This is a genomic window from Paraburkholderia phenoliruptrix (assembly GCF_902859825.1).
Taxonomy (GTDB): Bacteria; Pseudomonadota; Gammaproteobacteria; order Burkholderiales; family Burkholderiaceae; genus Paraburkholderia; species Paraburkholderia phenoliruptrix.
On record NZ_CADIKB010000023.1, the window covers coordinates 26,013 to 40,581 of the forward strand.

11 protein-coding genes are annotated in these 14,569 nt (G+C 64.7%); 2 read left to right on the plus strand and 9 right to left on the minus strand.

Features of this window, described 5'->3' with window-relative positions; all coding sequences use genetic code 11:
- Positions 1-4: 4 nt before the first annotated feature.
- The 9 genes from HV711_RS21040 to corA all read right to left on the minus strand — a co-directional run bounded on the left by HV711_RS21040 (position 5) and on the right by corA (position 13,585).
- Positions 5-1,927, minus strand: coding sequence for a PrkA family serine protein kinase (locus HV711_RS21040; protein ID WP_013339422.1), 1,923 nt, complete (start codon positions 1,925-1,927; stop codon positions 5-7).
- 771 nt (positions 1,928-2,698) lie between these two features.
- On the minus strand, positions 2,699-3,460 hold the full coding sequence (locus HV711_RS21045; protein WP_035479782.1) for a 2-keto-4-pentenoate hydratase: 762 nt from the start codon (positions 3,458-3,460) through the stop codon (positions 2,699-2,701).
- Positions 3,461-3,938: 478 nt separating this feature from the next.
- Entirely contained in the window at positions 3,939-5,789 is a 1,851-nt protein-coding gene (locus tag HV711_RS21050) for a methyl-accepting chemotaxis protein (protein ID WP_035479779.1), read from the minus strand.
- A gap of 316 nt (positions 5,790-6,105) precedes the next feature.
- Positions 6,106-7,029: a ribokinase gene (gene rbsK / locus HV711_RS21055; protein ID WP_035479778.1), complete on the minus strand. Its 924-nt coding sequence runs from the start codon at positions 7,027-7,029 to the stop codon at positions 6,106-6,108.
- A 114-nt stretch (positions 7,030-7,143) separates the two neighbouring features.
- On the minus strand, positions 7,144-8,184 hold the full coding sequence (locus HV711_RS21060) for a LacI family DNA-binding transcriptional regulator (RefSeq protein ID WP_013588188.1): 1,041 nt from the start codon (positions 8,182-8,184) through the stop codon (positions 7,144-7,146).
- A 150-nt stretch (positions 8,185-8,334) separates the two neighbouring features.
- Positions 8,335-9,402 carry an ABC transporter permease gene (locus tag HV711_RS21065; RefSeq protein WP_035479775.1) on the minus strand — a complete coding sequence of 356 codons (1,068 nt, stop codon included), beginning with the start codon at positions 9,400-9,402 and terminating at the stop codon, positions 8,335-8,337.
- Positions 9,399-10,994: a sugar ABC transporter ATP-binding protein gene (locus HV711_RS21070; RefSeq protein ID WP_015002472.1), complete on the minus strand. Its 1,596-nt coding sequence runs from the start codon at positions 10,992-10,994 to the stop codon at positions 9,399-9,401. Before HV711_RS21070 ends, HV711_RS21065 begins: the two co-directional genes overlap by 4 nt.
- Before the next feature lie 341 nt (positions 10,995-11,335).
- On the minus strand, positions 11,336-12,298 hold the full coding sequence (locus tag HV711_RS21075; protein WP_013588185.1) for a sugar ABC transporter substrate-binding protein: 963 nt from the start codon (positions 12,296-12,298) through the stop codon (positions 11,336-11,338).
- A 309-nt stretch (positions 12,299-12,607) separates the two neighbouring features.
- Positions 12,608-13,585: a magnesium/cobalt transporter CorA gene (corA, locus tag HV711_RS21080; protein WP_013588184.1), complete on the minus strand. Its 978-nt coding sequence runs from the start codon at positions 13,583-13,585 to the stop codon at positions 12,608-12,610.
- Between the two features lie 176 nt (positions 13,586-13,761).
- Between corA and HV711_RS21085 the strand changes: the two genes are divergently transcribed.
- Together HV711_RS21085 and HV711_RS21090 are read left to right on the plus strand one after the other, a co-directional pair.
- The gene (locus HV711_RS21085; protein WP_157097345.1) at positions 13,762-13,929 is read left to right on the plus strand and encodes a hypothetical protein; all 168 of its coding nucleotides are present in this window, start codon (positions 13,762-13,764) and stop codon (positions 13,927-13,929) included.
- The gene (locus tag HV711_RS21090; protein WP_013588183.1) at positions 13,926-14,546 is read left to right on the plus strand and encodes a P-loop nucleotide/nucleoside kinase family protein; all 621 of its coding nucleotides are present in this window, start codon (positions 13,926-13,928) and stop codon (positions 14,544-14,546) included. Before HV711_RS21085 ends, HV711_RS21090 begins: the two co-directional genes overlap by 4 nt.
- Positions 14,547-14,569: the final 23 nt, after the last annotated feature.

Consider the following 14,569-nt stretch of genomic DNA (forward strand, 5'->3'; position numbering starts at 1 on the left):
CGGATCATGACGACTTGCGCACGCGCAGATACCAGTCACATAGCAAGCGCACCTGCTTCGGCGTATAGCCCTTCGCCACCATGCGATTGACGAAGTCTTCATGCTTGCGCTGTTCTTCCGCCGAACCTTTGGCGTTGAACGAAATGACCGGCAACAGTTCCTCCGTGTTGGAGAACATCTTCTTTTCGATCACGACGCGCAGCTTTTCGTAGCTGATCCATGCAGGATTCTTCCCTGCATTCGCAGCACGCGCGCGCAGCACGAAGTTCACGATCTCGTTGCGGAAGTCCTTCGGGTTGCTGATGCCCGCGGGCTTCTCGATCTTCTCCAGCTCGGCATTGAGCGCCGCGCGGTCGAAGCTCTCGCCGGTGTCGTGGTCGCGGAATTCCTGGTCCTGAATCCAGAAGTCCGCATACGTCACATAGCGATCGAAAATGTTCTGCCCATATTCGGAGTACGACTCGAGGTAAGCGGTCTGGATCTCCTTGCCGATGAATTCCGCGTAACGCGACGCCAGCACGTCCTTAATGAACGACAGATACTTCTGCTCGGTTTCCGGCGGGAACTGCTCGCGCTCGATCTGCTGTTCGAGCACGTACATCAGATGCACCGGATTTGCCGCGACTTCGGTGGAATCGAAGTTGAATACGCGCGACAGAATCTTGAACGCGAAACGCGTCGACACGCCCGTCATTCCCTCGTCCACACCCGCAAAGTCGCGATACTCCTGATACGACTTGGCCTTCGGATCGGTGTCCTTCAGATTCTCGCCGTCGTAGACCTGCATCTTCGAGAAGAGACTCGAATTCTCAGGCTCCTGCAAGCGCGTGAGCACCGACATTTGCGCCATCATTTTCAGCGTACCAGGCGCGCATACCGCATTGGCGAGCGACGAGTTGCGCAGGAGCTTCTCGTAGATCTTGATCTCTTCGGAATAACGCAGGCAGTACGGCACCTTCACGACGAAAATCCGGTCGAGCAATGCTTCGTTGTTGCGGTTGTTGCGGAACGCCTTCCACTCCGACTCGTTCGAGTGCGCGAGAATCACCCCGTCGAACGGAATCGCGCCGAAACCTTCCGTGCCCTTGAAGTTGCCTTCCTGCGTGGCGGTCAGGAGCGGGTGCAGCACCTTGATCGGCGCCTTGAACATTTCGACGAATTCGAGCAGGCCCTGATTCGCAAGACACAGGCCGCCGGAATAACTGTAGGCGTCCGCATCGTCCTGCGCATATTGCTCAAGCTTGCGAATGTCGACCTTGCCGACGAGCGAAGAGATGTCCTGATTGTTCTCGTCGCCCGGCTCGGTCTTGGCGATGCCGATCTGCCGCAAAATGGACGGATAGCGCCGCACCACGCGGAATTTGCGGATGTCGCCGTTGTACTCGTGCAGGCGCTTGACCGCCCACGGGCTCAGAATGCTTTTGAGGTAGCGGCGTGGTATGCCGTATTGCTCTTCGAGGATCGGACCGTCCTCGTCGTAGTCGAACAGACCGAGCGGCGATTCGTTCACGGGCGAGCCCTTGATCGCGTAGAAAGGCACGCGCTCCATGAGCTGCTTCAAACGCTCCGCGATCGACGATTTACCGCCGCCGACCGGGCCCAACAGATACAGAATCTGCTTCTTTTCTTCGAGCCCCTGGGCCGAGTGCCGGAAGTAGGCGACCACCTGCTCGATCACCTCCTCCATTCCGTAGAACTCACGGAATGCGGGGTATACCTTGATGACCTTGTTCGCGAAGATGCGCGACAGGCGCGGATCGTTGCGAGTGTCGATCTGTTCGGGTTCTCCGATTGCCGTCAACATGCGTTCGCCAGCCGTGGCGTACGCGGCGGGATTGTCTTTGCAGAGCGCGAGGTACTCCTCGAGCGAGAGTTCATCTTCTCGCGTTTTCTCGAAGCGGGTCGCGAAACTGCTGTAGATATCCATGCTACCTCCTCGCCGAAGTCTAGACCGATGTCGTGCGCGGCGCGCTATTCGGAAACGACATCGCTCGAATTCATCCTAAACCCTTTTAAATTTTTTTTCACGAACTACGTTGCGAAAATCGCGCCGTAGCCGCCTCCCGACATTCATCACTTGGAAAGCCCGTTTCGACGACCTACAATCTTGCGCGTCGAAGGTGCCCTCGCTGGCTTACTTTGCCGCTTCACGCCTCTGCTTCACGATCTCTTACCCGACTGTCATCCCACACCTACATTCACGCGCTGTGCGCACACGCACGTCGCGTACCTCGACACCGGGTTTCGCCTGCCTATCGCGCATTGAGGCGCTACGTCCGCGCTCTTTCGTGCCTTCGCCCCCTTTCCCGTTAACGCTTTGACATGGGTTTGGCCGACATGTCCCCGCATCTGTTACACGTCGATCGGCAAAGTTGCACGCAGGGTGCGCCGGCACACTTTCGTGCTGCATGTTCATGTCGTTCGTCCCTGCACGCGACGTTTCGTTCCATCGCATCTTCTCGCCTGCCTTGCCATTGCACGACGCTTCACATGCTTTGCATCAACGCGTCGGTTAACTGGATAACGGCGCGGCGCGCAATCCGTTCAATAGGGTATACGGCTAAGGACTGGCCTTCCATGCGCGAAATGTAAAACGGCCGCCCGTGGGCAGCCGTTCGATGCTTCCTTTGTAATGCGCCGTTACAAGCACCGCGCGAGAAAAGCTCCGCACTGTGTCACATGACACAGTGTCGCGCCGTCAGGTCAGTTCGATCTCGACCTCTCCCAGTCCATCGATATGACCGCGCACAATGCCCGGCTTGCCCACCTTGTGCGCACCCACGTAGGAGCCGGTGGTGAGCGTCCATTCCGGTTCGATCGTGATGCCCATGGCGGCGCAATGGTTGACGAACCACACAAGAAGCTCGCGCGGATCGCCAGCCGGATTGCCGGTGGCGTCGGGCACGAGCGACTGGCCGTCGAAGCTCAGTTCCAGTTCCGGCGACACGAAGTCGAAGCCGCGCGCGAGCCCCGCATACGCCACCGGATGACCGGTAATGAGCGCACCGTTGTTTTGCGCGTCGGCAAGCTGGGCGAGCGGCGCGACGTTCGGCCATTCGGCGAATCGGCTGTCGACAATCTCGATGGCCGGCAGCACGACGCCGACCAGCCCGAGCACCTCGTCGCGCGTATAGGCGCGGCTGCGCGGCTCGATGGCCTCGGCGAAACGAAACGCGACCTCCAGTTCCACCAGCACGCGGAAGAAATCGCCATGTGCGACACGCGCCGGCGAAGGCAGCACGAGCGAAGCCGGAATCGGCGCGCCCGAAGTCGGGCCGCCGGGCGCCTTCGCGCCGATCTTCCATGCGCCGGTGGTATCCGCGAGACCCGTGATGACGGCCTGCTGGATCGCATACGCAGTGGCGGCGTCGGGCGGCATCAGTTCGGAGGGCAGCCCGTCGATCGGGCGATGCTGCCGGCGTGCTTCGACGAGGCGGTGCGCGAGGTCGTGTGGCGTCATGTCGGTCCTTTGTGGCTGGCGCATTGAACGTGAATGAAAGCGTGAGTGTGCAGCGTTGAAGGAAGCGGCCGGGCGGCTGGCCGTCGCTCGCCACCGCCGGGTCGTGCGCAACGCGATGCGCGAGGCCGGCCCGGCGCCGACGTCAGATGCCGCACCGTGTTGCCACTATGTGGGTACATGCCGCGATCCGGCTACGAATTTACCGTCGCCGCGCCCGTCAATGTACCGGATCGCGAGGCTCGCCGGGGGACCCGCTGCTTTGCCAATGTGACTTGATGCGCACGCCATAAAAAAGACCGCGCTGCATAAGCAGGCGCGGTCCTTCCATATTAGACGGCCGGGATGTTAAACGCTTCATTCCCGCGTCGGGACGACAGGAACGCTCGTTGCTACCGCGTTTTTGCCGCCGGCCGCCACTGGCGCGGAACTGCGACAGAAGCTCGCAGAAAGCGCCCGCAACACACGCAGCGAATCTCCGTCAGAACGTTTCCCAGTCCTGATCGTTGCCCGCACTCGCAACAACCGCGGGTTTTGCCGGCGCGCGCGCCGCCGCAGCCACGCCGGCTGCGGGAGCGGCCGGCGCATGAACCGGCGCATGAACCGGCGCCACCGGCTGAGCCGTCGCTGCCGTCACTCGCGGGGCGGCACTCGCTGCGGCATTCGATCCAGCACGCGAACCGACTCGCGAGTCACCGCGAAAACCGGAGCGAGGTGCCGCAGCCGCCACGCGCGCCGGCGCCTGCACGCGAGGCGTCGGCAACGCGCCGCCCGCCACCTTGCTGCGGTCGTCGCCGAGCTGGAACACCGCGACCGCGCTGCGCAGCTTGTCCGCCTGGTCTTCCAGCGACGACGCAGCCGCCGCCGCTTCCTCGACGAGCGCGGCGTTTTGCTGCGTGACTTCGTCCATTTGCGTGACGGCGCGTGCCACCTGGTCGATGCCGCCGCTCTGTTCTTCCGACGCCGCTGCGATCTCGCCCATGATGTCCGTCACGCGCTGCACCGCGCTGATGATTTCGCCCATCGTGCGCCCGGCTTCGTCGACGAGCGCGGAGCCCGACTGCACGCGGTCCACCGAGGTGTCGATCAGCTCCTTGATCTCCTTGGCCGCCGCCGATGAGCGCTGCGCGAGGCTGCGCACCTCGCCCGCGACGACCGCGAAGCCGCGTCCTTCCTCGCCGGCCCGTGCGGCCTCCACGGCTGCGTTGAGCGCCAGGATATTGGTCTGGAAGGCGATACCTTCGATGATCGCGATGATGTCGGCGATCCTCGCCGAGCTCTGATTGATCTCGCCCATTGTGCCGACCACCTGGCCGACCACCGCGCTGCCCTTGTTGGCGATTTCCGACGCGTTGGCCGCGAGCGCGCTGGCCTGACGCGCGTTGTCCGCGTTCTGCTTCACGGTGCCCGTCAATTCTTCCATGCTCGACGCCGTTTCCTGAAGCGCCGACGCCTGTTCCTCCGTCCGCGAGGACAAGTCGATGTTGCCGGCCGCAATTTCGCGCGTCGCGGTCGCAATCGACTCGCTGCCGCCGCGCACCGCGCGCACCGTTTCGGTGAGACTGCGCTGCATCTTCGCAATGCCTTCCAGCATCTGGCCCATTTCGTCGCGCGAGGTCACGACGACCTGACGGCGCAGATCACCGGCGGCGATCGCGTCGAAATGGCCGAGCGCCTCGGCGAGGGGCCGTGCGATGGCCCGGCTGAGCGCCACGTACGACAGCAGCGCCGCGAGGACGCCGGCGACGAGCGCGCCGATGCTGACCATGCGGAACAGGTGAAAGCCCGACTGCGCGCGGTCGAAGCCGGCCTGAGCCTGATCGAATTGATATTTCCGCAACACGTCGTCGGCATTCGCGAGTTCGTTGTAGGCGGCCTGCAGGCCCTTCGCGCCATCGATCAGCTTGCTCTGGTCGCCCGCCGCGATCACGGCCGCGAACGCGTCGGCGTGCTGGTGCAGCGCGTCGCGCTTGCCGATCACTTCGCGCGCGAGGCGGTCCTCCTCGGGCTCGCGCGGCAGGTCCATGTACTTCTTCCACCACATGTCGGACGTCGCGCGCATCGTTCGCGCGCGTTCGAGCGTGGGTGCGGATTCCGGTGTGCCGATCATGAACGCCGCGCGATCGAGCGCGAGACGCTCGCGGGCCGCATACAGTTCGGCGTTGCCGATGTCGACGGCGCTCGGCATCTCGTTGGTGAAGGTCTCCTCGTACGCCTCGTTCGAACGGCCCATGCCGGAAAGACCGAGAACACCGATGGCCACGAGCAGCGCGGCAAGAAACGCCATCGTGAGGCCGATGTGGGCCTTGATGGAAATGCCCTTTTTAAACATACATGTCCTGTGCTTTGAGAGGCTGCGTCGCAGCAGAAAGGTCTGATGAGTGCTTCCGGCACCGTTGTAAGTCCATTGCTTCGGCGCTCTGATAGCCGCGTTTACGGCAGTCCGCCGGGGGACTTGAATGTTTTATATGGTCTGACGAAACCTCAGACCGCAGACTGGAAATACTTACAATTCTGAAGATCGGCTTGCGCAGAGACGCGTCGCGCCATGCGGACGGGAGCCGCGGCGGGAGCCAAAGAAATGAGCCAGCGCGGCGTGGTACGCCGCGCCAGGTCATGCAGGACGGAAGAGGTCGGGGACGACGGCGTTAGCCGTCCAGTTCGGCGCGCGTGGGAATGGACGGCTGCGCGCCCGCGCGGGTCACCGAGAGCGCGGCGGCCCGCTGGGCAAAGCGGATGGCTGCATCGACGCCCGCGCCTTCGGCGAGCTGGGCGGCGAAACCGCCGATGAATGTGTCGCCGGCCGCCGTGGTATCGACGGCTTCGACTTTCGGCGCGTCGTACAGCACGGGCGCCGCGCCTTCGAGCGCCGCCTGCACCCCGCGCGGACCGAGCGTCACCAGCACGTTGCGCGCGCCGGCCGCGCGCAGCACGGCGGCCGCCGTCGCCGCTTCTTCAGGCGAGCCCACCGGCAGGCCGGTCAGCGTCGCGGCTTCGAGCTCGTTCGGAATCAGATAGTCGATGAGCGGCAGCCACTCGGCGGGAAGCGGGCCAGTGGCGGGCGCCGGGTTCAGAATGACCGTCTTGCGAAGACGCCGGGCCGCGGCGAGCGCCGCGTGCACCGCGGCGGGCGGCGTTTCAAGCTGGCAGATCACGACATCGGCGGCCGCGAGCACCGCTTCGTGGCGCGCAATGGTTTCGGGCGTCACCTCGCCGTTGCTGCCGGCCACGATCACAATCGCGTTCTGGCTGGCATCGTCGACGACGATCAGCGCCACGCCGCTCGGCTCGCGGCCGGTTTCGAGCGCTGCACAGTCGATGCCTTCGGCCTCGAGCCCCGCGCGCAACTGCGCGCCGTTCGCGTCGGCGCCGACGCAGCCGAGCATCGACACGTGCGCGCCGAGCCTCGCCGCCGCCACCGCCTGGTTGCCGCCCTTGCCGCCCGCGACCTGCGCGAAGGTGCGGCCGGCCAGCGTTTCGCCGGGATGCGGCAGACGCGGCGCGCGCGCCACCAGATCCATATTCAGACTGCCGACCACCGCCACGCGAGGGCGCGTTTCGTTACTTGCCACTCAATTCTCCTGCTGTCCTGTTTTTCAGTTCTGCTTGCGGGTACTGCGCGCCGGTACTGCGGGCCTATGGCGCGCACAGGCCAAGCAAGCCGTCCGCAGGCCGCGGCCGCGCGTTCACGCCGCCAGATGGCGCTTTCCCGCGCCCGCCCACGTCGACGTCGATTCGCGCACGATCAGCCGCGGCGACACCACACGCCTGCGCCCACCGGCTCGCGTGCTCGCCGCCGTCTTGCCGGCAATGCGCTCGATCAGCGTCTGCGCCGCCATGTCGCCGAGCGCGCGCACCGACTGCCCGACCGTCGACAGCGCCGGATAGGTAAAGCGTCCCAGTTCGATGTCGTCGAAACCGATGATCGAGCAATCGCGCGGCACGCTGATATTGCGCTCCGCCGCCGCGCGCAAGGCGCCGATGCCCATCATGTCGTTGCAGGCGAAAATCGCCGACGGTTTGACCGTATCGAAGAGCTGCCCGGCCGCGCGGTGGCCGCCGGTCCCGGAAAAATCGCTTTCGACGATCGCGTCCGGCGGAATCTCGATGCCGCGTTCGCTCATCGCGCGGATAAAGCCGTGCACGCGCATTGCGCTGACCGCCGTATCGACCGGTCCGCTGATGCAGCCGATCCGCACGTGCCCCAACTCCAGCAGATGCCGCGTGGCCAGGTACGCGCCCTTTTCGTGGTCGATCTGCACGAGGTCCGCATTCACGCCCTCGATATTGCGGTCGACGATCACGAGCGGCTCGCGCGCGTCCGCGAGCGTCTGCGCGAGCACCGCGTCGTCGCCGGCGGAAGCGACGATCAGCCCGTCGATCCGCTTTTCCTGCAGCACGCGCAGGTAGTTGCGCTGCTTCGCGGGGTCGTCGTCGGAATTGCAGAAAAACACGCAGTAGCCGTTGCGGGCGCAACCGTCCTCGATGCCGCGCGCCAGTTCCGCGAAGTACGGGTTGGTGCTGTTCGGCACCACGAGCCCGATGGTCGCGGTGGCGCGCGCCTTCAGCGAACGGGCCACTGCCGACGGCACATAGTGAAGCTGGCGAATGGCGTGCTCGACCTTCGCGCGCACGTCGGCCGAAACCGGACGCGAGTTGTTCACAACGTGCGATACCGTCGTGAAGGACACGCCCGCCACGGCTGCTACATCCTTGATCGTCGCCATAACCTGTTGCTCTCCTGCCTGTTTTTCCCGCCGGTCACGCCGGTTGCCGACCTCGGGACATCCTCATCGAAGACACGCCCTGCCCATCCATTCCTTACACTTTGCCGCAAAGCCGCCCGCGAACGCACGGCGCACGTTACCCTGACGATATCAGGCGCGCTTGCGGCGGCTGCGGTAGGTATCCAGCACCACCGCCACCACGATCACGGCGCCGGTGATCATCCGCTTGGTCGGCTCGTTCGCGCCGATCTGCGCGAGGCCGGCCGCCAGCACCGAAATGATCAGCACGCCAAAAAACGTGCTGATGACGGAGCCGCGCCCGCCCATCAGACTCGTGCCGCCAATCACGACGGCCGCGATCACCTGCAGCTCCACGCCGACGCCCGCATTCGGGTCGGCCGCCTCCAGACGCGAAATCTGGAACAGCGACGCGAGGCCCGCGAGCGCGCCCATCAGCGCGAACACGATTACCTTGTAGGGCCGCGGATTGACGCCCGCGAGCCGCACCGCTTCCTCGTTGGTGCCGATGCCGACCAGATAGCGGCCGAACACCGTGCGCGTCAACACCAGTTGCGCGATCACCATGACCGCCACCGCGATCAGGAAGGCCGGCGAGATGCCGACTGCGATCGGGTTCGAGAGGAAGTCGAACGCGTCGCCGATATACGCGGTGCGCGAATTCGTCATCTGATAGGCGAGGCCGCGGGCCGCCTCCAGCACGCCGAGCGAGACGATGAACGACGGAATCCGCCAGCCGACCGTGACCGCGCCGGTGATCGTGCCGGTGAGCGCCGCCGCTGCGACGCCGAGCAGCGCGGAGGGCAACGGCCCCCAGCCCCACTTGAGCGCGGCCACGCTCACCACGGAGGCGCCCAGCGCGAGCACCGAGCCGACCGACAGGTCGATCCCGGCGATGATCAGCACGAACGTCATGCCGACCGACATCACCACCAGATCCGGAATCTGGTTGGCGATGGTGCTGAACGTGTCGTACGTCAGAAAATGCGAACTCAACAGCGAGAACAGCACGATCATGCCGAGCAGCGCCCCGGCGAGGCCCAGGTAGTTCGAAAAGCCGAGCCGCGTGCCGGCCGGCTTGCCGCTCGCGAGCGGTGCCGACGGATCGGCCGGCGGCGCGGCGTTCGTATTGACGCCGGCGGCGCCTTCTTGTGCGCCGTGTTTCGCGCCCGGCGTGTTGCGCAACGATTGATCGGTCATGACAAGCTCCCTGCTTCATGGGTGTCGAGGTCGTGCAGCAGCGCTTCGCGGCTACGGTAGCCGGCGAAAGCGGCGGCGAGCAGCGCGTCCTGCGTCCACGTGTCGCGTTCGAACACGCCCGTGAGACTTCCCGCGGACATCACGCCGATCCGGTCGCAGATCAGCATGAGCTCGCGCAGGTCGCTCGACACCACGACGAGCGCGCGCCCTTCCCGAGCCAGCGCGCCCATCAAGCCATAAATATCGAACTTCGCGCCGACGTCGATGCCGCGCGTGGGTTCGTCGAATAACAGCACCTGGCAATCGCGCGCGAGCCAGCGGCCGATCACGACCTTCTGCTGGTTGCCGCCCGACAGTTCGCCGACGATCTGCCCCGGCCCCGAACTGCGGATGCGCATCGCGTCGATCTGCTTCTTCGCGAGCGCGTTTTCGCGCCTGGCGTCCACTATGCCGTGACGCGCCACGCTGCCGATATTGCCAAGCGACACGTTGGCCGCAATCGGCTGCGGCAGCAGCAGGCCCTCGCCTTTGCGGTCCTCGGTGATGAGCGCAATGCCCGCACGCACCGCGTCCGCCGGCGAATCGATGCGCACCGGCGCGGGCGGCGCGCCCGGCGTCGCCGCGAGCGCCACCGTGCCGCTGTCTTTCTGGTCGGCGCCGTAAATGAGCCGCATCAGTTCCGTGCGGCCCGCGCCGATCAAGCCGCTGACGCCGAAAATCTCGCCCGCGCGCACTTCGAACGATACGTCGCGCACGGCCTTGCCGCGCGAGAGCCGCTCCACTTTCAGAAGCGGCGCGCCGATCTTGCGCACGCCCAGATCGATCTGCTCGCCCAGTTCGCGGCCGACCATCCACGTGACGATTTCGTCGCTCGTCAGATTGGCCATGGCGTCCACATGCACGAGGCGGCCGTCGCGCAGCACGGCGATCCGCTCGGCCACCCGTGCGAGCTCCTCGAGCCGGTGCGAGATGTAGACGAGCGCGACGCCGCGCGCCTTCAGGCGGTCGATCTGCTCGAACAGCAGGTCCACTTCCCGCGCGGTCAGCATGGCGGTGGGCTCGTCGAGGATCAGCACGCGGCAGTCGTCGATCAGATTGCGCGCGATCTCCACCATCTGCTGATGGCCGATGCCGAGCTCGCCTACGAGCGTGTCGGGGTCAATCGCGTCGAGCCCGACTTGCGCCATCGCGTGACGCGCGTCTTCACGCAGCTTGCGGCGGTCGATCCAGCCGAAGCTGAAAGCGCCCGCGCGCGGCAAGCGGTTCAGAAACAGATTCTCGGCCACCGAGAGCGTTGGCAGCAGGTTCAGCTCCTGCATGACCATGCGCACGCCGAGCGCCTCCGCTTCGGTGCGGCTCGCCGGCGCATACGGCTCGCCCGCGAGCCGCATGGTGCCCGCGGTCGGCTCGACGAGTCCGCCGATAATCTTGGACAGCGTGCTCTTGCCGGCGCCGTTTTCGCCGGTGAGCGCCAATACTTCGCCGGCGCGCAGCGACAAGGACACGTCGGCGAGCACCGGTTCGGCATAGGTCTTGCCGATGCCGCTGACGGACAGCACGGCAGGCAAGGCGTCGTGGTCGATTGAATCCATCGCGATCCTGTTTCGCGGCAGAAGGCGCGCCTCGCACGATTCACTCGAACAAGGCGGCGCCGGCGCCGCGCGGTCAATGCCGGCCCAAATGCGCGGAATGCGCAGGCGCTATGGCTGCGCTCTCCTCATCGCGCGGCCGCCGTCATGACGCTTACCTCTGGAATAACGGCGGCCCGCCGGGATTCTTGAGCGGCTATTGAGCGCTCATTGAATACTAGGCGCGGATTCGCGGTTTGACGCGGCGCGAATCCGCGCGCCCTTTGCGAGTGATGTTCAAGGCGATGCCTGCAGCGACGCGCCTGTTTCACCACTCCTGTCTGGTCACCCTTATTGGGTCACGCTTATTTGGTCACCAGATCGCACGGCGTTTCAACCACGCCCGACAGCTCCGACTGCTTCTTGTGCTCGCTCAGGGCTTTCAGCGCGGTATCGATACCGAACACGGCCTGCTTGGCGGCATACTGGTCGGCGGTGGCAAGCACGCGGCCGTCCTTGAGCATCGGCTTGATCGCGTTGATGTTGTCGTAGCCGACCACGTAGACCTTGCCCTGCTTGCCGGCCGCGCGCACCGCGGAAACCGCGCCGATCGCCATGTTGTCGTTGCCCGCGAGCAGCGCCTTCAGGTTCGGGTATTCGTTGAGCATGGCGGACGCCACCGCGTTGCCCTTGTCGATTTCCCATTCGCCCGACTGCACCGACACCACCTTCGCGCCGACTGCCTGCATCGCATCCTTGAAGCCCGCCGTGCGCTGCTGCGCGTTCGTCGTGGTCGAGACGCCCTCGATAATGCCGACCTCGTCGCCCGCCTTCAGCTTCTTCGCGAGGTAGTCGCCGACCTTTTGCGCGCCCTTGCGGTTATCCGGCCCGACGAACGGCACGTTCAGATCCTTCGACTTGAGCACTTCCGGGTCGAGCCGGTTGTCGATATTCACGACAATGATGCCTGCGTCCACCGCCTTCTTGACGACCGGCACGAGCGCCTTCGAGTCGGCCGGCGCCAGCACGATTGCGTCGACCTTCGACACGATCATCTGTTCGACTATGCGGATCTGGTTGGCCGTGTCCGTTTCGTCCTTGATGCCGTTCGTGATCAGGTCGAACTTCGCGGCGTTGTGCTTCTGGTAGTCCTTCGCGCCGTTTTCCATGGTGAGGAAGAACTCATTGGCGAGCGACTTCATCACGAGCGCGACTTTCGGCTTGTGGGCAGGCGCCGTCTGAGCATAGGCGGCGGAAAACGGCACGGCGGCGCTAGCGGTGGCGAGGATTGCGGCCGCCACGATGCGGCGGCGAATGCGATTGCTCATGCATATCTCCTGGGTTTGTCGGGCTCAGGTCGAGCCGTATTTTTAATTACGCGCAAACGTTTGCGGGACTCATTCTCAGCGCATCTTGACCAGACTGTCAACGATTTGCAGTGTTGCAGTGCACCGGCGCGCAAAAAATGCGGCACGCCGGCGGGCGCTGCGGCAGAACATGGTGGCAATGGGTCCTCGCCTCGTTCACGCGTGACGGTTTTGCCGCCGACTGCAATGTCTGCCGTCGGCGGGCCGCCTATGCTGGACTGTTATTGCGTCGCGTGCAAGCGGGACGGGCGGCCGAACGCGGCCTCGCGCTCAGAGCCAGCCGGCCTTGCGAAACCGCCAGTAGAGAACGAGGTCGACGCTCAGCATGATGGCGAGGCACAGTGGATAGCCGTACTGGAAATGCAGTTCCGGAATGTTCTGGAAATTCATGCCGTAGATGCCCGCGATCATGGTCGGCACGGCGAACAGCGCGGCGAACGAACCAAGCCGTTTGGTCACTTCGTTTTCCGCGAGCGAAATCATGCCCAGGTTGACCTGGACCGCCGTCACCACCATTTCGCGTCGGCCGTCGATGATCCGCACGATCCGCTCGAGGTGGTCGTAAACATCCCGAAAGTAAGCCTGCATGCCTTCGCAGACGCTCGGAATGCGGCCGCCCGTGAGCTTGCTGAGCGCTTCCTGCAGCGGCGCGATGTGATGCTGCAGAATCACGAGGCGGCGCTTGAGCGAATACAGGTCCTGAATGATCGCGCGCGACGCCGCCGAGTTGTTGCGCTCGAAAATGCGGTCTTCGATCGCTTCGATCTCGGTGTTCACCGCCTCGATGATCGGGAAATAACGGTCGACGATGTCGTCGGCGAGCGCATACAGCACGAAGGCCGAGCCGGCCTTCAGCAATTGCGGCTCGCGCTCGCAGCGCGCCCGCACGTTCGTAAAGCCCGCGCGCGTGCCGCGCCGCACCGAGAGCACATAGTTCGCGCCGACGAAGACGTCCACCTCGCCGATCAGCAGTTCGCCGTCTTCGTCCATCTCGACCGTGTGCATGACCGCGAACAGCGATTCGCCGTACTCCTCGATCTTCGGGCGCTGATGACCGTTTTGCGCGTCCTCGATCGCGAGGTCGTGCAGACCGAACTCGTGCTTCATGACCGCGAGTTCGCCGGGGGCGGGATCTTTCAGCGCGACCCACACGAAACATTCGGGCCGCGCGACGTAGTCGCTGATGCTATCGATGTCGATGTCTGCGAGCTTCCGGCCGTCCTGATAGGCGGCGCAATTGATCAGCATGTTGGTTACCCTGAAAGCGCAACGGAGCGGCCCGCCTGCCGGCGCATGCGCGGCTGGCTCGGCCCCTCTGCATGAATGGAATATGCAACCGTCATGTTAAGGGCTGCAGGCGGCTCTCATGTATCGAATTGTTAAAGGCCGCGCCGTGACGAGCGTGCGCGTTCGGGAGGCAGGCGTTGAGTGCTGCCCGCCGCACGCTCTTGCGCGTCACCCGCTTCTTCTTCATGATCGGTGCAAAGGACAACAGCAAGGAGACCGCCATGTGGCATTTCACCCGGAGCACCGGCAAGCGCGCGCGTGAGTCGCATTGCGCGACGGTTCGCGCGAAGGACAATCGCTCGTGAGCCGCCTCGTTTTTATTTGCGGTCATGCGGGCACCGGCAAGACCACCCTGGCAAAAAAACTGATCGGTCCGCTGATGAAGGCAACCGCCTCACCGTTCTGTCTGCTCGACAAGGACACGCTGTACGGCGGCTACAGCGCCGCGGCAATGGGCATGCTGACGGGCGACCCGAACGATCGCGACAGCCCGCTTTTCCTCGAGCATCTACGCGAGCCGGAGTATCGCGGCCTGATCGATACCGCGCGCGACAATCTCGAACTCGGCGTCAGCGCGCTGGTGGTCGGGCCGCTGTCGCGCGAAGTCCGCGAACGGCGGCTGTTCGATCGCGCGTGGCTCGGCGTTGGGGAAGACGTCAGCGTGCGTGTGGTATGGGTGTATGTGTCGGAAGAAACGGCGCACCGGCGGATCGTCGCACGCGGCAATCCGAACGACGCCTACAAGCTTGCGCATTGGGACGAATACCGTCAGCGGCGCTTCGTGCCGAGCGGCGACATGTGCAACGACCTGCTGATGTTCGACAACACCGCACCGGCCGCGGCGGATCACGACGCGCTGCTCGCGCGTATCGTCGGCGAGCGGCAAGCGGCTTCGGGCATGACGCCGCCGTTGCCTGTCTGATTGCGCGAGGAAAGAAGCCGCAT

Bases quoted from the DNA above. Each gene is read 5' to 3' on its own strand.
- HV711_RS21040 (WP_013339422.1), bottom strand. From the start codon at position 1,927: ATGGATATCTACAGCAGTTTCGCGACCCGCTTCGAGAAAACGCGAGAA.
- HV711_RS21045 (WP_035479782.1), bottom strand. From the start codon at position 3,460: ATGACGCCACACGACCTCGCGCACCGCCTCGTCGAAGCACGCCGGCAG.
- HV711_RS21050 (WP_035479779.1), bottom strand. From the start codon at position 5,789: ATGTTTAAAAAGGGCATTTCCATCAAGGCCCACATCGGCCTCACGATG.
- HV711_RS21060 (WP_013588188.1), bottom strand. From the start codon at position 8,184: ATGGCGACGATCAAGGATGTAGCAGCCGTGGCGGGCGTGTCCTTCACG.
- HV711_RS21065 (WP_035479775.1), bottom strand. From the start codon at position 9,402: ATGACCGATCAATCGTTGCGCAACACGCCGGGCGCGAAACACGGCGCA.
- HV711_RS21070 (WP_015002472.1), bottom strand. From the start codon at position 10,994: ATGGATTCAATCGACCACGACGCCTTGCCTGCCGTGCTGTCCGTCAGC.
- HV711_RS21075 (WP_013588185.1), bottom strand. From the start codon at position 12,298: ATGAGCAATCGCATTCGCCGCCGCATCGTGGCGGCCGCAATCCTCGCC.
- corA (WP_013588184.1), bottom strand. From the start codon at position 13,585: ATGCTGATCAATTGCGCCGCCTATCAGGACGGCCGGAAGCTCGCAGAC.